This window comes from Polaromonas sp. P5_D5 (assembly GCF_054049435.1).
Map to the genome: position 1 here is coordinate 687,778 of NZ_JBFUMJ010000002.1, position 23,926 is coordinate 711,703.

Below are 23,926 nucleotides of genomic sequence, written 5' to 3' on the forward strand. Positions count from 1 at the left end.
AAAGCGACGATAGGGGGTTCAGGTCACGGATTTAGGTCACAAGCTGACCGGAAAAAAGGCTACAAGAGGTGTCAAAAGCGATAGCGGGGGCAACTACAAGGCGAATGGGGATTGCAATTTCCATTTTCGGCCGAATGTCGTATTCTGTTTGGTTGCCCTGAATTTTAACGGGGCCTGATCGAGGTTTTATGCCAGAAGCTATGGAAGTCATAACTGATTCAGTCAACACCGACCCCGCTGTGGGCGAGTTCGTGCGTTTCCCGGATTCGCCGTTCGAGCTGTTCCAGCCCTATCCGCCTGCGGGCGACCAGCCCACCGCAATTGACCAGCTGGTCGAGGGCATCAACGACGGCGAGGTGTTCCAGACCCTGCTGGGCGTGACCGGCTCCGGCAAGACTTTTACCATGGCCAATGTGATTGCCCGCCTGGGCCGGCCGGCCATCGTGTTTGCGCCCAACAAGACGCTGGCCGCGCAGCTTTACAGTGAGTTCCGCGAGTTCTTCCCGAAAAACGCGGTCGAGTATTTCGTCAGTTACTACGACTACTACCAGCCTGAAGCCTATGTGCCGCAGCGCGATCTTTTCATCGAGAAAGACTCGGCCATCAACGAGCACATCGAGCAGATGCGCCTGTCGGCCACCAAGAGCGTGCTGGAGCGGCGCGACACCATCATCGTCGGTACGGTCAGCGCTATTTACGGCATAGGTGCGCCTGAGGATTACACACAGATGCGGTTCATTGCGCGCATCGGCGACAAGATGGGCCAGCGCGACGTGATCGCCAGGCTGATCCGCATGCAGTACACGCGCAACGAGCAGGACTTCGCGCGCGGCACGTTCCGGGTGCGCGGGGACGTGATCGACATTTTCCCGGCCGAGCATTCCGAGCTGGCCATACGCATCGAGCTGTTCGACGACGAGATCGAGTCGCTGCAGTTGTTTGACCCACTGACAGGCCGCATACGCCAGAAAATCCCGCGCTTTGTGGTCTACCCCAAGAGCCACTACGTCACGCCGCGCGACAAGGTCATGACGGCGGTGGAGACCATCAAGCTGGAGCTGTCCGAGCGGGTGGCCCAGTTCGTCGCCGACGGCAAACTGGTGGAAGCCCAGCGCATCGAGCAGCGCACCCGGTTCGACCTGGAGATGCTCAGTGAAATCGGCCACTGCAAGGGCATTGAGAACTACACCCGCCACCTGAGCGGTTCGCCGGCGGGATCGCCCCCTTCGACGCTGTGCGATTACCTGCCCAAGGATGCCGTGATGTTTCTCGACGAGAGCCACGTCATGATCGGTCAGCTCAACGCCATGTACAACGGCGACCGCGCACGCAAGACCACGCTGGTGGAATACGGTTTTCGCCTGCCGAGCGCGCTGGACAACCGGCCGCTCAAGTTCGAGGAGTTTGAAGCCAAGATGCGGCAGGCCGTTTTTGTCTCGGCCACGCCGGCGAATTATGAGAAAGAGCACGCAGGCAAGGTGGTGGAGCAGGTGGTCAGGCCCACCGGGCTGGTGGATCCGCAGGTGGAAGTGAGGCCGGCTACCCATCAGGTCGACGACGTGCTGCAGGAAATCCGCATCCGGGTCGAGAAGAATGAACGGGTGCTGATCACCACGCTGACCAAACGCATGGCCGAACAGCTGACGGATTATCTGAGCGACAACGGTGTGAAGGTGCGCTACCTGCACAGCGATGTGGACACGGTCGAGCGGGTAGAAATCCTGCGTGACCTGCGGCTGGGCGCGTTTGACGTGTTGGTGGGTATCAACCTGCTGCGTGAGGGGCTCGATATCCCGGAGGTGTCGCTGGTGGCCATTCTGGACGCCGACAAGGAAGGCTTTTTGCGCGCCGAGCGCAGCCTGATCCAGACGATTGGCCGCGCGGCCCGCAACCTGAACGGCCGTGCGATTTTGTATGCAGACCGCATCACCGACTCCATGAAAAAAGCCATGGATGAAACCGAACGCCGGCGTAACAAGCAGATTGCCTTCAACCTGGAGCACGGCATCACGCCGCGCAGCGTGGTCAAACGCATCAGGGACCTGATCGATGGTGTCTACAGCGAGAAATCCGGCAAGGAAGCCGAAAAGATCGAGATGCAGAAGGCATTGGTGGAAGACATGAGCGAGAAGGACATCGCCCGCGAGATCAAGCGGCTGGAAAAGCAGATGATCGAACACGCCAAGAATCTCGAGTTCGAAAAAGCCGCGCGGGTACGGGACCAGTTGCACATCCTCAAGGAGCAGGCTTTTGGCGCGCCTGGCACCGATAATGTCGTACCGCTAAGCGCCGCAGGCCAAACCCGCGCCTAGGCCGATCGACCCGACCACTCACTTTGTGCACGGATATGGTGCATAAAGTGAGTCGAGCTACGGGTTAGCCCTCATGTTTTGAGCACCCTCAGCGGGAAAAACCCTGCTCGTGTTATACTTGACGAAAACAGTCAAGAACAATATCAGAACAACAAAAAAGCCCCCGCGATACCGGTTGACTGACCTGGGCGGCTGGAGGAAGAGTTCCCTGTAAGTCACAAGCTTTCAGGGTGAAAACGACAGTCAAGCCATTTAAAGGAGCTTGTTATGCGCCTCACGACCAAAGGCCGCTTTGCGGTCACCGCGATGATTGATTTGGGATTGCGTCAGAACAACGGCCCGGTCACGTTGGCCGCCATCAGCCAGCGCCAGCAGATTTCCCTGTCCTACCTCGAACAGCTGTTCGGCAAACTGCGCCGTCACGAACTGGTGGAATCCACCCGTGGTCCCGGCGGCGGTTATACGCTGGGCCGCAAGGCTTCCGAGATCACCGTGGCTGACATCATCGTGTCGGTGGACGAGCCGATCGACGCCACCCAGTGTGGCGGTAAGGAAAACTGCCTGGGCGAAGGCGGCCGCTGCATGACGCACGAGCTGTGGGCTTCACTGAACAGCCGCATGGTGGAGTTCCTGGACTCCGTGACCCTGCAAAAACTGGTGGAAGACCAGCTCGCCAAGGGCGTGGTGATCGAGAATACCCCGCAGGTGAAAAAAGCCATTTTCACAGCGCCGGTTGTCAAGCCGATCCGCGTGAATGCACCGAACTCGGTCTTCGCACTGGGCAATGCATTTTCCAAATCCTGATGGAGCGATGCCGGGCGTCTGCCCGGCACCATCCTTTTGTGAACCGACTGCATTGACTTCATTGATCGCGCTGCCAGCCAGCCTGTGAATTTAAAGAGCTAGCCACATGGACACCCCACACTTTCCCATCTACATGGACTACAGTGCCACGAACCCCTGCGATCCGCGGGTGGTGGACGCCATGATTCCCTGGTTGCGCGAGCACTTCGGCAACCCCGCGTCCCGCAGCCACGCCTGGGGCTGGGAAGCGGAAGCCGCTGTCGAGAAGGCACGCGAACAAATTGCCGACCTGATTGGCGCCGATCCGCGCGAGATCGTCTGGACCAGCGGCGCGACCGAGTCCAACAATTTGGCCCTGAAGGGTGCGGCTCATTTCTACAAGACCAAGGGCAAGCACATCATCACGGTCAAGACCGAGCACAAGGCTGTGCTGGACACCTGCCGCGAACTGGAACGCCAGGGTTTTGAAGTGACCTACATGGACGTGCAAGCCGACGGCCTGCTCGACCTGGAGGCGCTCAAGGCCGCTATCCGCCCCGACACGATTCTGGTCAGCGTCATGTTCGTCAACAACGAAATCGGCGTGATCCAGGACATCCCGGCCATTGGCGCCCTGTGCCGTGAAAAAGGCATCATCTTCCACGTGGATGCCGCGCAGGCAACCGGCCGTGTTGACATCGATCTTGCCACCTTGCCGGTCGACCTGATGAGCCTGACCTCGCACAAGACCTATGGCCCCAAGGGCATTGGCGCCCTGTACGTGCGCCGCAAACCGCGTGTCCGCCTGGAAGCGCAAATGCACGGCGGTGGCCATGAGCGCGGCATGCGTTCGGGTACTTTGCCCACGCACCAGTGCGTCGGCATGGGCGAGGCCTACCGCATTGCCAAGGCCGAGATGCACGAAGAGAACAAGCGCATCCTTGCCTTGCACGAGCGCATGCTCAACGGGCTCAAGGACGTGGAAGAAGTGTTCCTCAATGGCCACGCCGACAAGCGCGTGCCGCACAACCTGAACATGAGCTTCAACTTCGTCGAAGGCGAATCGCTGATCATGGGCATCAAGGGTCTGGCCGTGTCCAGCGGCTCGGCTTGCACATCGGCCAGCCTGGAGCCCAGCTATGTGCTGCGCGCCCTGGGCCGCAGCGACGAACTGGCCCACAGCAGCCTTCGCATGACGATTGGCCGCTGGAGCACCGAGGAAGAAATCGACTACGCGGTCGCCACCATCAAGGAAAACGTGGCCAAACTGCGCGAACTCTCCCCCCTGTGGGAGATGTTCAAGGATGGTGTTGATTTGTCCACCATCCAGTGGGCCGCCCATTAAGGCGAGCCCGCAATCCAAGACAGCTTAAAGAGGTAAACAAAATGGCATACAGCGAAAAAGTGGTAGACCACTATGAAAACCCCCGCAACGTCGGCTCCTTTGAAAAGGGCGACGAAACGGTAGGCACCGGCATGGTCGGCGCGCCTGCTTGCGGCGACGTGATGAAGCTGCAGATCAAGGTCAACCCGGTGACGGGCGTGATTGAAGATGCACGTTTCAAGACCTACGGCTGCGGCTCCGCGATTGCGTCAAGCTCGCTGGTGACCGAGTGGGTCAAGGGCAAGACGCTGGACGAAGCGGCAAGCATCAAGAACAGCGCGATTGCTGAAGAGCTGGCCCTGCCGCCTGTGAAGATTCACTGCTCCATCCTGGCGGAAGACGCCATCAAGGCCGCCGTGAACGATTACAAGCAAAAGCACACGCACTGATCAATCGCATTGCCCGTCACCTGTTTCCTTCGAGTGATTTAAATGTCCGTTACCCTGACTGATGCCGCCGCCCGCCACGTGACCCGCTACATGACCAAACGCGGCAAGGGTGTGGGCGTTCGCCTTGGCGTGAAGACCACCGGCTGCTCCGGCCTGGCTTACAAGCTGGAGTACGCCGACGAGATCGCACCGGAAGATGTCGTGTTTGAAGACAACGGCGTCAAGGTGCTGGTCGACCCTAAAAGCATGGCTTACATCGATGGCACCAAGCTCGACTTTGTGCGCGAAGGCCTGAACGAAGGCTTCAAGTTCATCAACCCCAACGAACGTGACCGTTGCGGCTGTGGCGAAAGCTTCCGGGTTTGACGGGCGAGCGGTCGAACGCGTGCTGCACCCTTATCAAAGCCGCCTCCACTGATTGTGCTGGCGGCTTTTTCTCGGCATGAATCTCCAATCCAACGACTTCGAGCTTTTCGGTGTTCCCCAGCGCTTCGCGCAGGATCGCGCGGCGCTTGACGCGCGCTGGAAGGATTTGCAGCGCGAAGCGCATCCTGACAAATTCGCGGCTCAGGGTACGGCCGCCCAGCGCGTGGCCATGCAGTGGTCGGTGCGCATCAACGAGGCCTACCAGCGGCTGAAAGACCCGCTCAAGCGGGCGAGCTATTTGTGTGAGCTGAACGGTGCGCCCATTAACGCCGAAAACAATACCACGATGCCGCACGACTTCCTGATGCAGCAGATGCAGTGGCGCGAAGCGCTCGACGATGCCGAAACAACTGAAGATTTTGAAGAAATAGCCTCCCAAGCCACAGCTGACGAGCGCAAGCAGCTATCAAAGATAGAGCAACTGCTGGACGTAGACAAGGACTTTCCTGCCGCAGCCCAGCAGGTCAGAAGCCTTATGTTTATTGAGCGCTTTGCCAGTGAGGTTGATGCACGCATCGACCTGCTGGGACAATAAAGCATTACAGAAAAAGTACGACAACCGCGCATGGCACTCCTGCAAATTTCCGAACCCGGCCAGACGCCCGACCCGCACCAGCGACGCATCGCGGTGGGGATTGACCTGGGGACCACACATTCGCTGGTCGCCAGCGTGCGCAGTGGCGTATCCGAATGCCTGCCCGACGAGCAGGGGCGGGTGCTGCTGCCCAGCGTGGTGCGCTACCTTGAGGACGACAAGCGCCAGATCGGCTATGAAGCCCTGGCCGCGCAGGTGGAAGATCCGCGCAACACCATTTCTTCTGTCAAGCGTCTGATGGGCCGCGGCATTGACGACATCGGCAGCCGCGCTCAGTTGCCATACGAGTTGAACGACAAGCCCGGCATGGTCACGCTGCAGACTGTCGCCGGCGAGAAAAGCCCGGTCGAGATCAGCGCGGAGATTCTGGCCACGTTGCGTTACCGCGCCGAAGACACTTTTAATGACGATATTTATGGCGCCGTAATCACGGTGCCGGCCTACTTTGACGACGCCCAGCGTCAGGCCACCAAAGACGCCGCGCAACTGGCTGGCCTCAATGTATTACGCCTGCTCAATGAACCCACAGCGGCTGCCATTGCCTACGGGCTGGACAACGGTAGCGAGGGCGTCTATGCCGTCTATGACCTGGGTGGCGGCACCTTTGACATTTCCATCCTGCGCCTCACGCAAGGTGTCTTCGAAGTCGTGGCGACCGGTGGCGATTCCGCATTGGGCGGTGATGACTACGACCGTGCGCTTGTCGACTGGGTGCTGGCCAAGGCCGGGCTTGCGGCGGACACGCTCACGCCGTCCGATAAGGCGGCCTTGCAGCGTACCGCCCGGAACTGCAAGGAGGCGTTGTCGTCTGCGGACCCCGTGCCTTTTTCGGTGCAACTGGCTAAAGCCCTCGTCAATTTCGAAATGAAAGCGGAAGATTTTGAAACTGCTACCGCCCACCTGACACAGCGCACGCTGGCGGCCGTCCGCAAGGCGTTGCGCGATGCCAAACTGGCCAAAGAAGACATCCAGGGCGCGGTGCTGGTTGGGGGTTCCACCCGCATGCCGCAGGTGCGCAAGGCGGTTGCCAGCTTCTTCGGGCGCGAGCCGCTGGTCAACCTCAACCCCGATGAAGTGGTAGCGCTGGGCGCGGCCATTTCAGCCAACCAACTGGCCGGTAACAACATGGGCGCAGACCTGTTGCTGCTCGACGTGATCCCGCTGTCGCTGGGCATCGAGACCATGGGCGGGCTGGTCGAGCGCATCGTGCCGCGCAACCAGACCATCCCCACGGCCATGGCACAGGACTTCACCACCTACCAGGACGGCCAGACCGCCCTGGCGCTGCATGTGGTGCAGGGCGAACGCGACCTGGTGGCCGACTGCCGCAGCCTGGCCCGCTTCGAGCTGCGCGGCATTCCGCCCATGGTGGCGGGCGCTGCCCGCATCCGCGTGACGTTTACCGTCGATGCCGACGGGCTGCTCAGTGTGAATGCGAAAGAACAGGTCAGCGGCGTTGAGGCACGCATCGACGTGAAGCCTTCCTACGGCCTGTCGGACGACGATATTGCGCGCATGCTGCAAGACAGCTTTTCAACCGCGCAGCAAGACATGCAGGCCCGTGCCCTGGCCGAAGCCCAGGTCGATGCCGACCGCATGATTCTGGCCACACAAAGCGCCCTGGCAGCGGATGCCGACCTGCTGAGTCCCAATGAACGGGCGCAGATCGACAGCCTGATCGTCGGCCTCGCCGACACGCGTGCCCACGGTGATGCGGCCGCAATCGAAGCGGCCACCCAGGCGCTGGCCAAAGGCACCGAAGGCTTTGCCGCCCAGCGCATGAACCGGGGCATCAAGCAAGCCCTCGCCGGTAAAAACATCGAGGCGGTCTGAACCGACTGACAACCATGCCCATCATCAAAATACTGCCTCATCCCGAATACTGCCCACAGGGCGCTGAAATCAGTGCGCCGGCCGGCACCTCGATTTGCGAAGCCCTGCTCGACAACAAGATCAACATCGAGCACGCCTGCGACCTCAGCTGCGCCTGCACAACCTGCCACATCGTTGTGCGCGAAGGTTTCAATTCGCTGAATGAGCTCGACGAGAGCGAAGAAGACCTGCTGGACCGCGCCTGGGGCCTGGAACCCAATTCACGGCTGAGTTGCCAGGCCTTCCTGGCCCAGTCGGATGTGACGGTGGAGATACCCAAATACTCCATCAATCACGCAAAGGAAAATCATTAGCCCCCACGCTTGCCACTGCGTGTGCTGCGCTGCCCCCCGAGGGGGCGCATTTTTCCTAGGGGCGGCCCGGCGGAAAAACATCCACTGACCCAGCACAGCGATAATCCAGCCATGCGCCAAATCGTTCTTGACACCGAAACCACCGGTCTTTCCGCTGAAAACGGCGACCGCATCATCGAAATCGGTTGCGTCGAACTGGTAGCCCGCAAGCTCACCGGCAACAACCGCCACTTCTACCTGAACCCCGAACGCGACAGCCACGAGGACGCGCTCAAGGTTCACGGCATCAGCAACGAGTTCCTGAAAGACAAACCCAAGTTCTCGGCCGTGGCCAATGAACTGCTGGAGTACCTGCAGGACGCCGAGATCATCATCCACAACGCGCCTTTTGACGTGAGCTTCCTCAACAAGGAACTCGAACTCATCGGCAAGCCGCCCATCAAGCATTGCGTGGCCAAGGTCACCGACAGCCTGATGATGGCCAAGGAGCTGTTCCCCGGCAAACGCAACTCGCTGGACGCCTTGTGCGACCGGCTGGAAGTCGACAATTCGGGCCGGACCTTGCACGGCGCCTTGCTGGACGCTGAACTGCTGGCCGATGTCTACATCAATCTGACCCGTGGCCAGAATGCGCTGGTGATGGACGTTGGGGACAGCGCCCGGGAAGGCGATAGTGACGTGCCCCAGATGGATCTCAGCGCCTTTGACCTGCCGCTGCTCGCAGCAAACGACCAGGAGATCGCCGACCATGAAAAGCTGCTGGTGGATATTGACAAGGCCAGCAAGGGTAAAACGGTTTGGCGTGTTTTGGCGGCGTAAACAATAAAGCCATCGAAACAGCATATAATCTTAGGCTGACCAATAGGGCGGTTAGCTCAGGGGTAGAGCACTGCATTCACACTGCAGGGGTCGCAAGTTCGAAACTTGCACCGCCCACCAGAATTTGAAGAACAAAAAAGGCCAAGTCTTGCGACTTGGCCTTTTTTCATTTCGGCGCCGTAAACACCGATAGGCGCCAATAAGCGCCGCTTTTTTGCCGTCGTGCTTAGAGCACTTCGCTGGCGAAATCAGCCAGCCGCGAACGTTCGCCGCGCGCCAGCGTGATGTGTCCGCCGTGCGGCCAGCCCTTGAAGCGGTCGACGGCAAAAGTCATGCCCGATGAGCCTTCAGTCAGGTACGGTGTGTCAATCTGCGCCAGGTTGCCCATGCAGATGATCTTGGTTCCGGGACCGGCCCGCGTGATCAGCGTTTTCATCTGTTTGGGCGTCAGGTTTTGTGCTTCGTCGATGATGACGTACTTGTTCAGGAAGGTGCGGCCGCGCATGAAATTCATGCTTTTCACCTTGATGCGCGAGCGGATCAGCTCGTTGGTGGCAGCGCGGCCCCATTCGCCCGAACCGCTGTCGGTCTTGCCCAACACTTCCAGGTTGTCGTCCAGTGCGCCCATCCAGGGGCCCATTTTTTCCTCTTCGGTACCCGGCAGGAAACCGATGTCTTCGCCAACGCTCACCGTGGCGCGCGTCATGATGATCTCGGTGTAGCGACGGTCATCCAGCACCTGCGTGAGGCCGCTGGCCAGTGCCATCAGCGTCTTGCCAGTGCCTGCCGTGCCGGCTAGCGTGACGAAGTCCACTTCGGGGTCCATCAGCAGGTTCATCGCGAAATTTTGCTCGCGGTTGCGCGTGGTGACGCCCCAGACGGCGTTTTTGAGGTGGTTGTAGTCCTTCAGGGTCTTCAGAACGGCGGTTTTGGCCCGAATTTCCGTCACGCGGGCATACAGCGGGGGTTCGCCGGGGGCTTCAAAAAAAACAAACTGATTGATCAGCAGGCTACCCACGATGGGGCCCGTGATGCGGTAGAAGGTGTGGCTGCCTTGCTGCCAGCTTTCGACGGTTTTGCTCTGGCGCGTCCAGAAGTCAGCCGGCAGGGCCAGCGAGCCCGAATACAGCAGGTCGCCATCTTCCAGGGTTTTGTCGTTCTGGTAGTCGTCTGTGGCCAGGCCCAGGGCGCGGGCCTTGACGCGCATGTTGATGTCCTTGGACACCAGAACCACCTCGCGCGGCGCGTATTCCTTGCGCAAGGCCTCGACCACGCCCAGGATCTGGTTGTCGGCCTTGCCCTGCGGCAGGCTCATGGGCAGGGTGTAATCCAGCGGTTTGGTCTGGAAAAACAGGCAGCCACCAGCTTCAGGGTGGCCGGTGGTGTCCAGTTTCAGGCCTTTGGCAATGTCAGCGCCCTGGGTGCCTGCCAGCGCGTCCAGCGTCCGGCTGGTCTGGCGGGCGTTGCGCGCCACCTCGGTCATGCCCTTTTTGTGGCCGTCGAGCTCTTCAAGCACGATCATGGGCAGGAAGATGTCATGCTCCTCAAACCGGAACAGGCACATTGGGTCGTGCATCAACACATTGGTGTCGAGCACGAACAATTTGGTGGGGCCGGTGCGCTTGGCCTTTTTGGGCTTGGCAGCCGGCTGCGGCAGTGGAATGCTCTCTTTTTTATAGCTGCTTGCGCTCGTCCTTGAAGGGTTGGCAGGCTCTTTTCCTTGAAACGCTGACGGATGCTGGCTGCCATCCCCTGCTGCGCGGCTGTCAAACAGGTCCATCACCGGGGGTTTCTGGGCGGATTCGGCACTTTCCGTCTTGCGTGCTTTGGAGGGCGAGCGGGCGGGCGCGTCAAGCGCGTCGGGGGAGAGCAGGGCGGCACGTTTGGTCGGGGCGGGGGGCAGGGGCATAGTGCTTAAAACTCTCTAAAAAAGAAGGGTTCCAGAAGCGAAAAAGCCGCCTTGAAACCAGGGCGGCTTGTTCTTTTGGCGCAGTTGCGAAGGTCAACAGCATGAGTTCATTATGCACAACTCGCGTGACAGGGCAATCCTTTGCAATTCTTTGTTGCTAACTGGCGTCAGGGCTGTTTCAGGCAGCCTTTTTGAGCGCCTTGACGGCCTTGAGCACGTCGTCCACGTGGCCGGGCACCTTCAGGCCGCGCCACTCTTCTTTCAGCTGACCGTCGGCGCCCACCAGGAAGGTGCTGCGCTCGATGCCCTTGACCTTCTTGCCGTACATGATCTTGTTTTTGACCACACCGAACATGTGGCACATTTTTTCTTCGGTGTCCGCAATCAGTTCGAACGGGAGTTCAAGCTTGGACTTGAACTCGTCGTGGGACTTCATATTGTCGCGGGACACGCCGAACACGGTTGCGCCGGCCTTGACGAAGTCCTTGTAGCGATCACGGAACTGCATGGCTTCCGTGGTGCAACCCGGTGTGTTGTCCTTGGGATAGAAGTACAGCACAACGACTTTGCCGAGGTGGGATGTGTTGGAAACCTTGATGCCGCTTGTGGCGATCGCTTCAAATTCGGGGAGTGGTTTATTGACGACGACTGCCATACTGAGTAGACCCTGACGAAAGTAGTTGTAATTAGCCGCGCCTTTTGGCAACCGGCCCGGGACGTGAGTCCTGGATGTGGTGCCAAGTGCAACCCTAGATTTTACCCTGAAAGAGAGGGCATTTCAGCCTTCTGTTCCTTCTGTTTCAATCAGCAGGGCAGCAATTACCTGCCGGCCTTCTCCCGCGAGGATGTTGTAGGTGCGGCATGCCGCCAATGTGTCCATGGTCTCAATGCCGATGCGGCGCTCCATCAGCGTGCGCAGGAAGGCCGGAGGCGGAAAGCGCAACCGGGAGCCGCTGCCAAAAATCACGAGTTCAGGCTGCGTCGCGGAAAGCAGGGTGAAATGCTCTGCCGTGAGTTGCTCAAAACGCGTGCAGTTCCAGTCAAACTTCTCGCCCCTTGAGCCAATCACGATGCTGTGTTCGATTTTCTCCGCGACACCATTGCTTCCCAGGCCGACCCAGCCTGGACCGTAGCCAAGGATGGACTGAACATCGAGACGGTCTGGCTGAAGTTTCATACGGGATTATTTGGGCGTTTCGATGGTGCGGAGGGCGCCGATGCACGGGGCGGTTTGACGGGTTTTAGAGGCGAAAACCCTCTTTTATGTGGTCAAATTATAGATTCCGCCCGAATTTCCCGCCGCAGTGCTGACGCTTCTTCCCCGTTGCCAGCATGGTGGGCCCCGAGGCCTTGCCCACATACCGATAAAACCGCATGAAACCGATCACCAAATCTGCCAAGCTGGCCAATGTCCTTTATGACATCCGCGGTCCGATCATGGATGCCGCCAAGCAGATGGAAGAAGAAGGCCAAAAGCTCATCAAGCTCAATATTGGCAATCTAGCGGTGTTTGGTTTTGATGCGCCCGAAGAAGTCCAGCAGGACATGATCCGCAACCTGCCTGCCTCGGCCGGTTATTCGGACAGCAAGGGCATTTTCGCGGCGCGCAAGGCCGTGATGCACGAAACCCAGAAGCAGGGCATCAAGGGCGTGACGCTGGACGACATTTACCTCGGTAACGGCGCGAGCGAACTGATCTCGATGGCCACCAACGCATTGCTCGACGACGGCGACGAGCTGCTGCTGCCGGCGCCAGACTACCCGCTGTGGACGGCTTCCACCAGCCTCTCGGGCGGCACGCCGGTGCATTACCGGTGTGATGAAAGCAATGGCTGGATGCCCAATCTGGACGATATCCGCGCCAGGATCACGCCAAAGACCAAGGCCATCGCGGTCATCAATCCCAACAACCCGACGGGCGCGCTGTATTCAGACGACCTCCTCAAGGGCATCGTTGCCATTGCACGCGAGCACGGCCTGGTCATTCTCGCGGACGAGGTTTATGACAAGGTGCTGTACGACGGTGTGAAGCACACGGCCATCGCCAGCCTGTCGACTGACGTGCTCACGGTGACCTTCAATTCGCTTTCCAAGAGCTACCGCTCATGTGGCTACCGCGCCGGCTGGATGGTGGTGTCCGGCCCCAAGAAGCAGGCGCAGGACTACATCGAAGGCCTGAACATGCTGGCCAACATGAAACTGTGCTCCAACGTGCCCGGCCAGTGGGCCATCCAGACTGCGCTGGGCGGCTACCAGAGCATCAACGACCTGACCTGCGAAGGCGGGCGCTTGCGCCGCCAGCGCGACCTGGCCTATGAGCTGATCACCGCCATTCCGGGCGTGAGTTGCGTCAAGCCCAGTGCTGCGCTCTACATGTTTCCCCGTCTCGATCCCAAGGTCTACCCAATCAAGGACGATCGCCAGTTTTTCCTGGAGCTCCTCAAGGAGACCAAGGTCATGCTGGTGCAGGGCACGGGATTTAACTGGCCCGAACCGGACCACTTTCGCATCGTCTTCCTGCCGCATGAGGAAGACCTGCGCGAAGCCATTGGCCGCATTGCGAAGTTCCTCGAGAACTACCGCAACAACCGAACTTGACCCTGCATTCGGCCCCATTCCTCTTCCTCGCTCTTTTGAGGGCAGGACTCCAAATCAACGTAAAGCAAGACCTCAGCGACTATGAAACCGACGAATTTGAGCCCCATCCGCGTAGGCCTTCTGGGTATTGGCACCGTGGGCAGCGGCACCTATAACGTGCTGCAGCGCAACCAGGAGGAAATCCGCCGCCGCGCAGGCCGCGGTATTGAGATCACCATGGTGGCCGACCTCGACGTGGCGCGCGCGAAGGCCGCAGTCGGCCCCGGCGTGCAGGTGGTTGACGATGCCCGCAAGGTCGTGGCCAGCCCCGACGTCGACATCGTGATCGAACTCATAGGCGGCTATGGCATCGCCAAACAGCTGGTGCTTGAAGCCATCGAAGCCGGCAAGCACGTAGTCACCGCCAACAAGGCGCTGCTGGCCGTGCACGGCACCGAAATCTTTGCAGCGGCCCACCGCAAGGGCGTGATGGTCGCGTTTGAAGCGGCAGTGGCCGGCGGTATTCCCATCATCAAGGCCTTGCGCGAAGGCCTCACTGCCAACAGCATCCAGTGGATCGCGGGCATCATCAACGGCACCACCAACTTCATCCTGTCCGAGATGCGCGACAAGGGCCTGGACTTCGACGTCGTGCTGAAAGAAGCGCAGCGCCTGGGTTACGCCGAAGCCGACCCCACCTTCGACATCGAAGGCGTGGACGCCGGCCACAAGGTCACGCTGATGTCGGCGATCGCCTTCGGCATCCCGGTGCAGTTCGACAAGGCTTACGTCGAAGGCATCACTGGCCTGGCCGCACAAGACATTCGCTATGCCGAACAACTCGGTTACCGCATCAAGCTGCTGGGCATCACCAAGCGCGCCGCCAATGGCATCGAGCTGCGTGTGCACCCCAGCCTGGTGCCGGCCAAGCGCCTGATCGCCAATGTTGAAGGCGCGATGAACGCCGTGGTGGTGCAGGGCGACGCCGTCGGCACCACGTTGTACTACGGCAAGGGCGCGGGCAGCGAGCCCACCGCCAGCGCCGTGATCGCCGACCTGGTGGACATCGCCCGTCTGCACACCGCAGATCCCGAGCACCGCGTGCCGCACCTGGCCTTCCAGCCCGATGCGATGAGCGACCTGCCTGTGGTGCTCATGTCCGAAGTCGTCACCAGCTACTACCTGCGCCTCAAAGTCGCAGACCAGGCCGGTGTACTGGCCAAGGTCACCGGCATCCTGGCCGGCACGGGCATCAGCATTGACGCCGTGCTGCAGCGCGAAGCCGATGAAGTGGGCGGCGTGGGTTCCACGCACACCGACCTCATCATCCTCACGCATGAGTGCGTGGAAGCGAAGATGAACGAAGCCCTGGCGCAAATGCAGGCGCTGCCTACGGTGCTGGCGCCCATCACGCGCATCCGCAAGGAGGAGCTGGCCTGATGCTGTACATCTCCACCCGCGGCCACGCCGAACGCAAGCGTTTTTGTGAAATCCTGCTCGAAGGTCTCGCGCCTGATGGCGGCCTCTACTTGCCCGAGCAATATCCGCAGGTGGATGCTGCCACGCTGCAGAAGTGGCGTGGCCTGCCTTACGCTGAACTGGCGTTCGAGGTTCTTTCGCTCTACGTCGACGACATTCCCGCCGTCGACCTCAAGGCTATCTGCAACAAGACCTACACCGAAGAGGTGTTCGGCACAAAAGCCATCGTCCCGCTGAAAAAGCTTGAAGACGGCCTTTACCTCGAAGCCCTCTCCAACGGCCCCACGCTGGCCTTCAAGGACATGGCCATGCAGCTGCTGGGCAACCTGTTCGAATACGAACTGGCACGCCGCGGTGAAGAGCTCAACATCCTGGGCGCCACCAGCGGCGACACCGGCAGCGCGGCCGAATACGCCATGCGCGGCAAAAAGGGCGTGCGCGTCTTCATGACTTCGCCGAACGGCCGCATGAGCCCCTTCCAGCAGGCGCAGATGTTCAGCCTGCAGGACGAGAACATCCACAACATCGCCGTCGACGGTGTGTTTGACGACTGCCAGGACATCGTCAAGGCCGTGTCCAACGACCTGGCCTTCAAGCGCCAGTACAAGATCGGCACGGTCAACTCCATCAACTGGGCGAGGCTGATGGCTCAGGTGGTCTACTACTTTGCAGGCTATTTCCAGGCCACGAGCAACAACACCGAGAAGGTCAACTTCACGGTCCCCTCCGGCAACTTCGGCAATGTCTGCGCCGGCCACGTCGCCCGCATGATGGGCCTGCCCATCGCCAAGCTGGTGGTGGCCACCAACGAAAACGATGTGCTCGACGAGTTCTTCCGCACTGGCGTGTACCGCGTGCGCAGCAGTGCCGACACACACGAAACTTCCAGCCCTTCCATGGACATTTCCAAGGCCTCGAACTTCGAGCGCTTTGTGTTTGACCTGCTGGGCCGTGACGGCGGCAAGACGAAGGCGCTTTTCCATGACCAGCTGGGCAGCCAGGGCTACTTTGACCTGAGCGCGGAGGCAGCCTTCAAGTCGGCCGCGCAGCGCTACGGTTTTGTGAGCGGCAAGAGCACCCATGCCGACCGGCTGGCCACCATCCGCGACACCTACAAGCGCTTTGGCACCATGATCGACACCCACACCGCCGACGGCGTGAAGGTGGCGCGCGAGCAGTTGCAACCCAGTGTGCCCATGATCGTGCTGGAGACTGCGCTTCCCATCAAGTTCGCGGCGACCATTGAAGAAGCCCTGGGCCAATTGCCCACGCGGCCGGCGAAGTTCGAAGGCATTGAGGCCTTGCCGAAACGCGTCAAGGTGCTGCCGGCCGATGCAGCTGTGATCAAACGCTACATTGCCGACAATGTGCATTAAATCGGGCTGTAGCCCATATCTGACTTGCGCAAGCAGCTATATTTTTAATAGCGGCCTGGGCGTCTTTCGGCCTTTCTTTCTGTGAGAGCGACATCATGAACGTGGTCGGATTTGCCGGGTATTCCGGTTCGGGCAAGACGACACTGGTCGAAAAGCTGATCCCGGCACTGAAGGCCAGAGGCCTGCGCGTGTCGGTGGTCAAGCATGCGCACCACAAGTTCGACATTGACCATCCCGGCAAAGACACTTTCCGGCATCGCCAGGCCGGTGCCTTTGAAGTGGTCGTGGCCTCGCCAAACCGGCTTGCGCTGATGCGTGAATTTGAAAAGCCGTCCGAGCTCACCGTTCACCAGCTGATCGCCGAGCTGTATGGCGGCGTGGACTGGGTCCTGGTAGAGGGCTTCAAGAGCAGCGACCTGCTCAAGATCGAAGTCTGGCGTGCGCCTTCGGCCGACTATGCCGGCAAGCCCCCGCTCTACCCGGACGACGACTTCATCGTCGCCGTTGCCACGGATGCACCCGGCAAGCTGCCCCAAGCAACCTTGCGCCCGGTGCTGGATTTGGACGACGCCGACGCCGTGGCGGAGTACCTGGTCAACAATCAGGAACGCTTTGCCTATTCGTTTGAAGACCGTTTCGGTTAAACATTCGCCAAAGCAGGCTTTTTTCGTTCCGTTCATGTTTTTGTTCCGGACACCCCGACCATGAGTTCTGTTTCCTCCGCGCCCGCCGGCCCGGCGCTTGCGCCGCAGCCCGGCCGGGCCCCCTTGAAGCCGCTGGACCAGGCGCTGGCCGAGTTGCTGGGCCGCGCGGCATTGCTGCCCGGTGCCGAGACGGTTTCCACCTTCGATGCCGACGGCCGGGTGCTGGCCCAGGACCTGGTGTCCAGCCTCGATGTGCCGGCACACGACAACAGTTCCATGGACGGCTATGCGGTGCGTGTTGCCGACTGGTCGGCCGATGCGGTGCTGCAGGTCAACCAGCGCATTCCGGCCGGTAGCAGCGGCCACATGCTCGCGCCAGCCTCTGCGGCGCGCATTTTCACCGGCGCCCCCATTCCGCCGGGCGCCGACGCGGTGGTCATGCAGGAAGACTGCGAGACGGTCAACGCCGGCAGCGAAAGCCAGGCCGGCGTGCGCATTCAGACAGCGCCCAGAGCGGGCCAGTGGATTCGCCGTCGGGGCGAAGACGTCGCTGCCGGCGCCGTGGTGCTGCACTGTGGCGAGCGCCTGACGCCGGCCTCGCTTGGTCTTGCCGCCAGCATCGGCTTCGACAGATTGCAGGTGGCGCCCCGGGTGCGCGTCGCCCTGTTTTCCACGGGCGACGAACTTGTCATGCCTGGCGAGGTTGCACCCGCCGACATGAAGCCCGGCGCCATCTACAACTCCAACCGCTTCTTTTTGCGTGCGCTGCTGCTGCGCCTGGGCTGTACGGTCACTGACCTGGGCATCGTGCCCGACCGCCTGGACGCCACCATCGCCGCGCTCAAGGGCGCCAGCGAGCAGCACGACCTGATCCTCACCAGCGGTGGCGTGTCGGTGGGCGAAGAAGACCATATCAAGCCTGCCGTGCAGGCGCTGGGCGAACTGGCGCTCTGGCAGATCGCCATGAAGCCGGGCAAGCCCTTCGCCTACGGCAAGATTGCAGGCTCCCACTTCATCGGCCTGCCTGGCAACCCGGTGTCCAGTTTTGTGACCTTCCTGGTCCTGGTGCGGCCCTTCCTGCTCAAGTTGCAAGGGGCTGTGCAAACCGCCGTCAGCCCGATTGCGGCGCCGGCCCATTTCAATTGGCCCAAAGCCGACAAGCGCCGTGAATTCCTGCGCGTCAGGCGCAACGCGTCCGGCGGGCTGGAACTGTTCACCAACCAGAGTTCCGGCGTGCTGACCTCGGCGGTCTGGGGCGACGGCGTGATCGACAACCCGGCAGGCCAGACCATCGCGCACGGGGACGTGGTGCAGTTCCTTCCGTTTTCAGCCTTGATGTCGTGAGGGCATTCCCGGTAAGACCCCTATGAAAATCACCGTCAAATACTTTGCCTCGATCCGCGAAGCCATAGGGCAGGGCAGCGAGTTGCGCGACACTTCTGCCGCTACGCTGGCCGCGCTGCGCGATGAGTTGCTGGCGGCCACGCCCGCGCACGCTGCAGCGCTTGCGCGCGGCAAATCGGTGCGCATGGCGCTCAACCAGGTCATGAGCGATGAGTCGGCTGTACTCAGCGAGGGCTGCGAAGTCGCCTTCTTTCCCCCCGTCACCGGCGGTTGATTCACTCACTCTCGGCGGCTCAAACCACCAGCGCATCCAGCTTCACAAGCCGCTCCACCAGCGCCGCAGACGCGCGCGTCATCGGGCTGCGCAACTCGTCACTCAGCAAACTCTGTCGCGCCAGCAATGCCTTGAGCGGGCCCGGATTGGGTTCTGCAAACAGGGCTTCAATCAGCGGCGGCAGCGGTCTCCACAAAGCCTCGGCCCCAGCTACGTCACCCGCTCGAAGGCACTGAACAATTTCCGCAAATCGCGACGTATGCAAATGCGCCGCTGCCGCGATAGCGCCCCGGCCGCCTGCTGCCACAGTCGCGAAGATGTTCGCATCCTCACCGGCCAACACCTGCAATTGCCCATCGGCGATCAGTGCCCGCGTTTTTGCCGGGTCACCCCCGCAATCCTTGACGGCCTGTATGCGCGGGTGCGCCGCCAGCGCCCGGATGGTCTCAAGCGCCATCTGGCTGCCCGTGCGGTAGGGGATGTCGTAAAGCACCACCGGCACCGCGCTGGCATCGGCCAGGGTGGTAAACCACTCGACCAGGCCCGCCTGCGAGGGCCGGATATAGCTGGGCGCCGGCAGCAAGATGCCCGCGAGGTTCAGTGGGCTCAAAGCACGAACGCGCGCCACTGTTTTGCCCAGGTGATAGCCCGACAAGCCCATGATCACAGGCAGGTCGGGGGCTTCGGCCATCACGGTTTGCAGCACCTCTAGTTGCTCTTCATCGCTGAGCGCGGCAGCTTCACCCGTAGAGCCGCATACCACCAGCCCGGCGATGCCGCTGGCCTGGTAGTGCGCTACCAGGCGCTTCAAGGCACCGTAGTCGACCTTGTCCTGGTCAAACGGGGTAACGAGCGGGATCCAGAGTCCCGAGAAATCGTGAGTTGCCTGAGTGGCTTGATTTGCCTGCTCGGCATTGAGCACTGTTTGCATGAATACACATCCCAAAAAACTGACCGGCTAAAAAGGCCGTCATCAGAACAAGAGAAGGTGTCCGCAAAAGACTCTGAAAAAGTAACCGGCGGCTCCATCGCTCATTCGACGACGGAACCGCAGCCCCGGTCAAATGAGCAACGGTTTTTTCGATTTGCTGGCGCACGCCTCAAAGCCGCGGGCGCTGTCGTGCGTCCGGTTGGCAAGAAGGTGAATGTGGCCAGTCATGCAGCCATATTACTTGAGGGGCCGGGCTGTGGCACTGTTTCGGCGTTGAATATGCACCGGCCTGGTTGGCCCAGTGGCAAAATTGCCACTATGGCCCAGTCTCCCCCCCGCGTCCTCATCACCACCGACGACTTCAACCTCGCCGATGAAGTTGCCGCGCTGCGCGCAAACGACAAGCGCGTCGGCGCCGTCTGCACCTTCACCGGCACGGTTCGGGACCGCAATATGGCCCCCACGCTCGGCACTGGCGTGTCCTCGCTGCCCCCCGAGGGGGCTGAACTTGCTCGGGGCGGCCCTTCGCTGCGTTCGTCGGCCGGCGCGGGAGAAGTACTTTCCATGGAGCTCGAACACTACCCCGGCATGACCGAAAAAGCCATCGAAGCCATGATCGACGAAGCGATGGCACGCTTTGACATCTTTGGCGCGCGCGTGGTGCACCGCGTGGGCCTGCTGCAGCCGCTGGACCAGGTGGTGATGGTGGCCGTAGTGTCAGCCCATCGCGGCGAAAGCTTTAAGGCCTGCGAATTCCTGATGGACTACCTGAAAACCCAGGCGCCGTTCTGGAAGAAGGAAGAAACGCCGGAAGGCGCCCGCTGGGTGGATGCCCGCGTCACCGACGATGCGGCGCTGGCCAAATGGGGAATTTCGGCCCGAAACGCTTAGCCCCGCAATTTTCTGATTTCTCTGGAAGGTATTTATGTTTCGTTGTTACAGAGTTCTATCGCTGTTTATCTGCTTCATAGGCTTGGCTGGTTGTGCAAGCAATATCACGCGACAAACACCCGATGTGCAGACCAGGCGGGTAAGCAGCGCCGAAGTTGTGTGGGTCAATCCTGGCGCCATACCCATGGCCGTCACCGTTTCCACTTACGGCTATTCCCCTCCGCCTGTCAGCGGCGCATATGTCGTATCTGCCAGGAAAGAGGTCGAAGAGCTGCTGACTGAAATCCGGGGGCAAATGACTGCCCAGATTGAAACAGCGCTAAAAGACGGCGGTGCAACGCGCGGCGATGATGCGCAGATTCGTATCCGGGTCACTGGGACTCACCACACCATAACGGGTCCAGGGGCTGTTCTGGTTGTTTCCGTTCACTTCAAGGAATCACCGCCAGGCACAAAGCCTTGGTCCGTTGAAATCAAGGGAGGTACGCCCATCGGCAGTGACAGCAAAAGCGTGGCGGGCAAATTTGCAAGAACGGCTGTTGCGGAGCTGGCTGCGGCAGGAATTATCAAGGTCAGGGCGCAGTAGTTTGGCGGTTTTCAAGTTCAGGTAGCAGGCCGTTGCGCTTCACGCAAGCAAAAACACCTTGATCTCTGTGACCGGCAGTGGCTCTTTTCCCAAGGGCAGCGAGGCGTCTTTGGCTGGTGGATCCCGAAGCCGCTGGACAAGGTGGTCCGGCAACGCCTGAACCGGGCGGGCTTGACGCACATCAAACGCGGCCCAATGGCTTGCCTTGCTTGCTGCTAGATGACTTGAAAAGGGGCGTAAAAGCCCCAAACTCGGCAATAACCGCTCCTTTGTGAGCCCGGAGCCCCTTTGCGGAGTCAAATTCAATGCGACAAGACAAATTAACCACCAAATTCCAGGAAGCCCTGAGCGATGCGCAGTCCCTCGCGCTGGGCAACGACAACGGCTATATCGAGCCGGTTCACCTGTTGGCAGCCATGCTGCGCCAGGAAGACGGCCCGCGTGCCCTCCTTGAAAAAGCCGGCGTCAACGTGGGCGGCCTCACGCAGGCAGCTGATGCGGCCGTTAAAAAACTGCCGCAGGTGCAGGGCCAGGACCAGATCCAGGTCAGCCCCGACCTCGCCAGGCTGCTGCAGGCCACTGAAAAAGAAGCCATCAAGCGCAACGACCAGTTCATTGCAGGTGAACTCTTTTTGCTGGCTGTGGCCGACAGCAAGAGCGACGTGGGCCGGCTGGCCAAAGAAAACGGCCTGACCCGCAAGGCGCTGGAAGCGGCGATCGACGCCGTGCGCGGCGGGCAGGGCGTGAACAGCGCCGACGCCGAAGGCCAGCGCGAAGCCCTCAAGAAATACTGCACGGACCTGACCGAGCGCGCCCGCCTGGGCAAGCTCGACCCGGTGATCGGCCGCGACGATGAAATCCGCCGCGCGATCCAGGTGCTGCAGCGCCGAACCAAAAACAACCCCGTGTTGATCGGCGAGCCCGGCGTCGGCAAGACCGCCATCGTAGAAGGCCTGGCCCAGCGCATCGTGGCCGGTGAGGTGCCGGATTCGCTCAAGGGCAAGCGTGTGCTGAGCCTGGACATGGCCGCACTGCTGGCCGGCGCCAAGTTCCGCGGTGAGTTTGAAGAGCGCCTGAAAACCGTGCTCAACGAACTCGCCAAGGACGAAGGCCAGACCATCGTCTTCATTGACGAGTTGCACACCATGGTGGGCGCCGGCAAGGCAGAAGGCGCCATGGACGCGGGCAATATGCTCAAACCTGCGCTGGCACGCGGCGAGTTACATTGCGTCGGCGCCACTACGCTCGACGAATACCGCAAGTACATCGAAAAAGACGCCGCACTGGAGCGCCGCTTCCAGAAGATTCTGGTGGGCGAGCCGAGCGTGGAGGCGACGATTGCCATCCTGCGTGGCCTGCAAGAGAAATACGAAGAGCACCACGGCGTGCAGATCACCGACCCGGCCATCGTGGCCGCGGCCGAGCTGAGCCATCGCTACATCACCGACCGTTTCCTGCCCGACAAGGCCATCGACCTGATCGATGAAGCCGCGGCCAAGATCAAGATAGAGATGGACTCCAAGCCCGAGGTCATGGACAAACTCGACCGCCGCCTGATCCAGCTACAGATCGAGCGCGAAGCCGTGCGCCGCGAAAAAGACGAGTCTTCGAAAAAGCGCTTCGACCTGATTGAAGAGGAGATCGCCAAGCTGCAAAAGGAGATATCCGACCTCGATGAAATCTGGCAGGCCGAAAAAGCCCAGGCGCTCGGCTCCAAGGACGTGATGGAAGAAGTCGGCCGCATCCGCTTCCAGATCGAGGAATTCACCCGCAAGGGCGACTTCAACAAAGTCGCCGAGCTGCAATACGGCAAGCTGCCCGAGCTGGAAAAGCGCCTCAAAGAAGCGCAGGCTAGCGAAGCCAGCAAGGGAAAGTCCAGTGCGCCCACCTTGCTGCGCACCCAGGTCGGCGCTGAAGAGATCGCCGAGGTCGTGGCGCGCGCCACCGGCATCCCCGTCAGCAAGCTGATGCAGGGCGAGCGCGACAAGTTGCTGCTCATGGAAGGCAAGCTGCACGAGCGTGTGGTCGGCCAGGACGAAGCCATCGGCGCCGTGGCCAATGCCATCCGCCGCTCGCGTTCGGGTCTTTCCGACCCGAACCGGCCTACGGGATCTTTCCTGTTCCTGGGCCCCACCGGCGTCGGCAAGACCGAGCTGTGCAAGGCGCTGGCGGGTTTCCTGTTCGACAGCGAAGACCACCTGATCCGCATCGACATGAGCGAGTTCATGGAAAAGCATTCCGTGGCCCGCCTGATCGGCGCGCCTCCGGGCTACGTGGGCTACGAGGAGGGTGGCTACCTGACCGAAGCCGTGCGCCGCAAGCCCTACAGCGTGCTGCTGCTCGATGAGGTGGAAAAAGCCCACCCCGATGTCTTCAATGTGCTGCTGCAGGTGCTGGACGATGGCCGCCTGACCGATGGCCAGGGCCGCACTGTGGACTTCAAGAACACCGTGATCGTGATGACCAGCAATATCGGCTCGCCCATCATCCAGTCCATGGTGGGACAGCCGTATGAGGATGTGAAAGAGGCGGTAGAGGGCGAGCTGAAGAACTACTTCCGGCCCGAGTTCCTGAACCGTATCGACGAGACCGTGGTGTTCCATTCGCTCGACGCGAAAAACATCGAGTCCATCGCCCGCATCCAGCTGCGTACCCTGATAGCGCGTCTGCAGAAGATGGACCTCAACATGGAGGTGTCGGAAGCGGCGATTGCCGAGCTCGCCAAGGTCGGGTTCGACCCTGTGTTTGGCGCGCGTCCGCTCAAGCGTGCGATTCAGCAGCGCATTGAAAACCCGCTGTCGAAGTTATTGCTTGAGGGCAAGTTCCCGCCCAAGAGCACCATCCCGGTGGATGTGGACCCGATCCAGAATCCGGGGGTGTTCAGCTTCGAAGCGGCGGCCGGGTGAGGCCGGGCTGAGCGGCGCCTGCAGCTTGCTATCGGATTGATAGCTGCTCGCGCTTACCAGCCGGGGGCTGGTGGCTATTTTTGATGTGAAAAAGACAAAAACCCGTTCCTGCACA

General features: G+C 60.7%; 22 protein-coding genes and 1 tRNA gene. 19 read left to right on the top strand and 4 right to left on the bottom strand.

Annotation, left to right across the window (positions count from 1 at the left end):
* The first annotated feature begins 188 nt into the window (after window positions 1-188).
* The 10 genes from uvrB to ACXJKE_RS09965 all read left to right on the top strand — a co-directional run bounded on the left by uvrB (window position 189) and on the right by ACXJKE_RS09965 (window position 9,014).
* On the top strand, window positions 189-2,312 hold the full coding sequence (gene uvrB, locus ACXJKE_RS09920; protein WP_457280415.1) for an excinuclease ABC subunit UvrB: 2,124 nt from the start codon (window positions 189-191) through the stop codon (window positions 2,310-2,312).
* A 267-nt stretch (window positions 2,313-2,579) separates the two neighbouring features.
* Entirely contained in the window at window positions 2,580-3,116 is a 537-nt protein-coding gene (iscR, locus tag ACXJKE_RS09925; RefSeq protein ID WP_457280416.1) for a Fe-S cluster assembly transcriptional regulator IscR, read from the top strand.
* 106 nt (window positions 3,117-3,222) lie between these two features.
* On the top strand, window positions 3,223-4,440 hold the full coding sequence (locus ACXJKE_RS09930) for an IscS subfamily cysteine desulfurase (RefSeq protein ID WP_457280417.1): 1,218 nt from the start codon (window positions 3,223-3,225) through the stop codon (window positions 4,438-4,440).
* Between the two features lie 41 nt (window positions 4,441-4,481).
* The gene (gene iscU, locus ACXJKE_RS09935; protein ID WP_092128183.1) at window positions 4,482-4,868 is read left to right on the top strand and encodes a Fe-S cluster assembly scaffold IscU; all 387 of its coding nucleotides are present in this window, start codon (window positions 4,482-4,484) and stop codon (window positions 4,866-4,868) included.
* A 42-nt stretch (window positions 4,869-4,910) separates the two neighbouring features.
* Window positions 4,911-5,234: an iron-sulfur cluster assembly protein IscA gene (gene iscA / locus ACXJKE_RS09940; RefSeq protein ID WP_074575253.1), complete on the top strand. Its 324-nt coding sequence runs from the start codon at window positions 4,911-4,913 to the stop codon at window positions 5,232-5,234.
* A 76-nt stretch (window positions 5,235-5,310) separates the two neighbouring features.
* On the top strand, window positions 5,311-5,829 hold the full coding sequence (gene hscB / locus ACXJKE_RS09945; protein WP_457280418.1) for a Fe-S protein assembly co-chaperone HscB: 519 nt from the start codon (window positions 5,311-5,313) through the stop codon (window positions 5,827-5,829).
* 30 nt (window positions 5,830-5,859) lie between these two features.
* Window positions 5,860-7,722, top strand: coding sequence for a Fe-S protein assembly chaperone HscA (gene hscA, locus ACXJKE_RS09950; protein WP_457280419.1), 1,863 nt, complete (start codon window positions 5,860-5,862; stop codon window positions 7,720-7,722).
* 14 nt (window positions 7,723-7,736) lie between these two features.
* On the top strand, window positions 7,737-8,075 hold the full coding sequence (gene fdx / locus ACXJKE_RS09955; RefSeq protein WP_457280420.1) for an ISC system 2Fe-2S type ferredoxin: 339 nt from the start codon (window positions 7,737-7,739) through the stop codon (window positions 8,073-8,075).
* Between the two features lie 111 nt (window positions 8,076-8,186).
* A complete protein-coding gene (dnaQ, locus tag ACXJKE_RS09960) occupies window positions 8,187-8,894 on the top strand; it encodes a DNA polymerase III subunit epsilon (RefSeq protein WP_457280421.1) in 708 nt (235 codons plus the stop codon).
* Window positions 8,895-8,939: 45 nt separating this feature from the next.
* Window positions 8,940-9,014: transfer RNA gene (locus ACXJKE_RS09965), tRNA-Val, on the top strand.
* Window positions 9,015-9,120: 106 nt separating this feature from the next.
* On the opposite strand, the gene ACXJKE_RS09970 is transcribed toward ACXJKE_RS09965, so the two are convergent.
* From ACXJKE_RS09970 to ACXJKE_RS09980, 3 genes are all read right to left on the bottom strand, one after another.
* On the bottom strand, window positions 9,121-10,803 hold the full coding sequence (locus ACXJKE_RS09970) for a PhoH family protein (RefSeq protein ID WP_457280422.1): 1,683 nt from the start codon (window positions 10,801-10,803) through the stop codon (window positions 9,121-9,123).
* A 178-nt stretch (window positions 10,804-10,981) separates the two neighbouring features.
* A complete protein-coding gene (locus tag ACXJKE_RS09975; RefSeq protein WP_457280423.1) occupies window positions 10,982-11,458 on the bottom strand; it encodes a peroxiredoxin in 477 nt (158 codons plus the stop codon).
* Between the two features lie 123 nt (window positions 11,459-11,581).
* Window positions 11,582-11,980, bottom strand: a complete 399-nt coding sequence (locus tag ACXJKE_RS09980; RefSeq protein ID WP_457280424.1) for an Mth938-like domain-containing protein — start codon at window positions 11,978-11,980, stop codon at window positions 11,582-11,584.
* Window positions 11,981-12,177: 197 nt separating this feature from the next.
* On the opposite strand from ACXJKE_RS09980, the gene ACXJKE_RS09985 reads away from it, so the two are divergent.
* From ACXJKE_RS09985 to moaD, 6 genes are all read left to right on the top strand, one after another.
* Entirely contained in the window at window positions 12,178-13,401 is a 1,224-nt protein-coding gene (locus ACXJKE_RS09985) for a pyridoxal phosphate-dependent aminotransferase (protein ID WP_457280425.1), read from the top strand.
* 96 nt (window positions 13,402-13,497) lie between these two features.
* Window positions 13,498-14,820 (top strand): homoserine dehydrogenase, encoded by a 1,323-nt coding sequence (locus ACXJKE_RS09990; protein WP_457280973.1) that lies wholly within the window; start codon window positions 13,498-13,500, stop codon window positions 14,818-14,820.
* Window positions 14,820-16,235, top strand: a complete 1,416-nt coding sequence (gene thrC / locus ACXJKE_RS09995; protein ID WP_457280426.1) for a threonine synthase — start codon at window positions 14,820-14,822, stop codon at window positions 16,233-16,235. Before ACXJKE_RS09990 ends, thrC begins: the two co-directional genes overlap by 1 nt.
* A 95-nt stretch (window positions 16,236-16,330) precedes the next feature.
* Complete coding sequence (gene mobB, locus ACXJKE_RS10000) at window positions 16,331-16,879, top strand: molybdopterin-guanine dinucleotide biosynthesis protein B (protein WP_457280427.1); 549 nt, start codon at window positions 16,331-16,333, stop codon at window positions 16,877-16,879.
* 60 nt (window positions 16,880-16,939) lie between these two features.
* Window positions 16,940-18,223 carry a molybdopterin molybdotransferase MoeA gene (locus ACXJKE_RS10005; RefSeq protein ID WP_457280428.1) on the top strand — a complete coding sequence of 428 codons (1,284 nt, stop codon included), beginning with the start codon at window positions 16,940-16,942 and terminating at the stop codon, window positions 18,221-18,223.
* 22 nt (window positions 18,224-18,245) lie between these two features.
* Window positions 18,246-18,497, top strand: coding sequence for a molybdopterin converting factor subunit 1 (gene moaD, locus ACXJKE_RS10010; protein ID WP_457280429.1), 252 nt, complete (start codon window positions 18,246-18,248; stop codon window positions 18,495-18,497).
* Between the two features lie 19 nt (window positions 18,498-18,516).
* Here the strand turns inward: moaD and dapA are convergent, their stop codons facing one another.
* On the bottom strand, window positions 18,517-19,428 hold the full coding sequence (gene dapA, locus ACXJKE_RS10015) for a 4-hydroxy-tetrahydrodipicolinate synthase (RefSeq protein WP_457280430.1): 912 nt from the start codon (window positions 19,426-19,428) through the stop codon (window positions 18,517-18,519).
* 318 nt (window positions 19,429-19,746) lie between these two features.
* On the opposite strand from dapA, the gene ACXJKE_RS10020 reads away from it, so the two are divergent.
* The 3 genes from ACXJKE_RS10020 (at window position 19,747) to clpB (ending at window position 23,811) form a co-directional block, all read left to right on the top strand.
* Window positions 19,747-20,319: a molybdenum cofactor biosynthesis protein MoaE gene (locus ACXJKE_RS10020; RefSeq protein ID WP_457280431.1), complete on the top strand. Its 573-nt coding sequence runs from the start codon at window positions 19,747-19,749 to the stop codon at window positions 20,317-20,319.
* 184 nt (window positions 20,320-20,503) lie between these two features.
* Window positions 20,504-20,905 carry a hypothetical protein gene (locus ACXJKE_RS10025; RefSeq protein ID WP_457280432.1) on the top strand — a complete coding sequence of 134 codons (402 nt, stop codon included), beginning with the start codon at window positions 20,504-20,506 and terminating at the stop codon, window positions 20,903-20,905.
* Between the two features lie 305 nt (window positions 20,906-21,210).
* Window positions 21,211-23,811 (top strand): ATP-dependent chaperone ClpB, encoded by a 2,601-nt coding sequence (clpB, locus tag ACXJKE_RS10030; protein WP_457280433.1) that lies wholly within the window; start codon window positions 21,211-21,213, stop codon window positions 23,809-23,811.
* The last annotated feature ends 115 nt before the right edge of the window (window positions 23,812-23,926 follow it).

Excerpts from the sequence above, each read along its gene's own strand:
- uvrB (WP_457280415.1), top strand. The coding sequence starts at position 189 with ATGCCAGAAGCTATGGAAGTCATAACTGATTCAGTCAACACCGACCCC.
- iscR (WP_457280416.1), top strand. The coding sequence starts at position 2,580 with ATGCGCCTCACGACCAAAGGCCGCTTTGCGGTCACCGCGATGATTGAT.
- ACXJKE_RS09930 (WP_457280417.1), top strand. The coding sequence starts at position 3,223 with ATGGACACCCCACACTTTCCCATCTACATGGACTACAGTGCCACGAAC.
- iscU (WP_092128183.1), top strand. The coding sequence starts at position 4,482 with ATGGCATACAGCGAAAAAGTGGTAGACCACTATGAAAACCCCCGCAAC.
- iscA (WP_074575253.1), top strand. The coding sequence starts at position 4,911 with ATGTCCGTTACCCTGACTGATGCCGCCGCCCGCCACGTGACCCGCTAC.
- hscB (WP_457280418.1), top strand. The coding sequence starts at position 5,311 with ATGAATCTCCAATCCAACGACTTCGAGCTTTTCGGTGTTCCCCAGCGC.
- hscA (WP_457280419.1), top strand. The coding sequence starts at position 5,860 with ATGGCACTCCTGCAAATTTCCGAACCCGGCCAGACGCCCGACCCGCAC.
- fdx (WP_457280420.1), top strand. The coding sequence starts at position 7,737 with ATGCCCATCATCAAAATACTGCCTCATCCCGAATACTGCCCACAGGGC.
- dnaQ (WP_457280421.1), top strand. The coding sequence starts at position 8,187 with ATGCGCCAAATCGTTCTTGACACCGAAACCACCGGTCTTTCCGCTGAA.
- ACXJKE_RS09970 (WP_457280422.1), bottom strand. The coding sequence starts at position 10,803 with ATGCCCCTGCCCCCCGCCCCGACCAAACGTGCCGCCCTGCTCTCCCCC.
- ACXJKE_RS09975 (WP_457280423.1), bottom strand. The coding sequence starts at position 11,458 with ATGGCAGTCGTCGTCAATAAACCACTCCCCGAATTTGAAGCGATCGCC.
- ACXJKE_RS09980 (WP_457280424.1), bottom strand. The coding sequence starts at position 11,980 with ATGAAACTTCAGCCAGACCGTCTCGATGTTCAGTCCATCCTTGGCTAC.
- ACXJKE_RS09985 (WP_457280425.1), top strand. The coding sequence starts at position 12,178 with ATGAAACCGATCACCAAATCTGCCAAGCTGGCCAATGTCCTTTATGAC.
- thrC (WP_457280426.1), top strand. The coding sequence starts at position 14,820 with ATGCTGTACATCTCCACCCGCGGCCACGCCGAACGCAAGCGTTTTTGT.
- mobB (WP_457280427.1), top strand. The coding sequence starts at position 16,331 with ATGAACGTGGTCGGATTTGCCGGGTATTCCGGTTCGGGCAAGACGACA.
- ACXJKE_RS10005 (WP_457280428.1), top strand. The coding sequence starts at position 16,940 with ATGAGTTCTGTTTCCTCCGCGCCCGCCGGCCCGGCGCTTGCGCCGCAG.
- moaD (WP_457280429.1), top strand. The coding sequence starts at position 18,246 with ATGAAAATCACCGTCAAATACTTTGCCTCGATCCGCGAAGCCATAGGG.
- dapA (WP_457280430.1), bottom strand. The coding sequence starts at position 19,428 with ATGCAAACAGTGCTCAATGCCGAGCAGGCAAATCAAGCCACTCAGGCA.
- ACXJKE_RS10020 (WP_457280431.1), top strand. The coding sequence starts at position 19,747 with ATGGCCCAGTCTCCCCCCCGCGTCCTCATCACCACCGACGACTTCAAC.
- ACXJKE_RS10025 (WP_457280432.1), top strand. The coding sequence starts at position 20,504 with ATGGCCGTCACCGTTTCCACTTACGGCTATTCCCCTCCGCCTGTCAGC.
- clpB (WP_457280433.1), top strand. The coding sequence starts at position 21,211 with ATGCGACAAGACAAATTAACCACCAAATTCCAGGAAGCCCTGAGCGAT.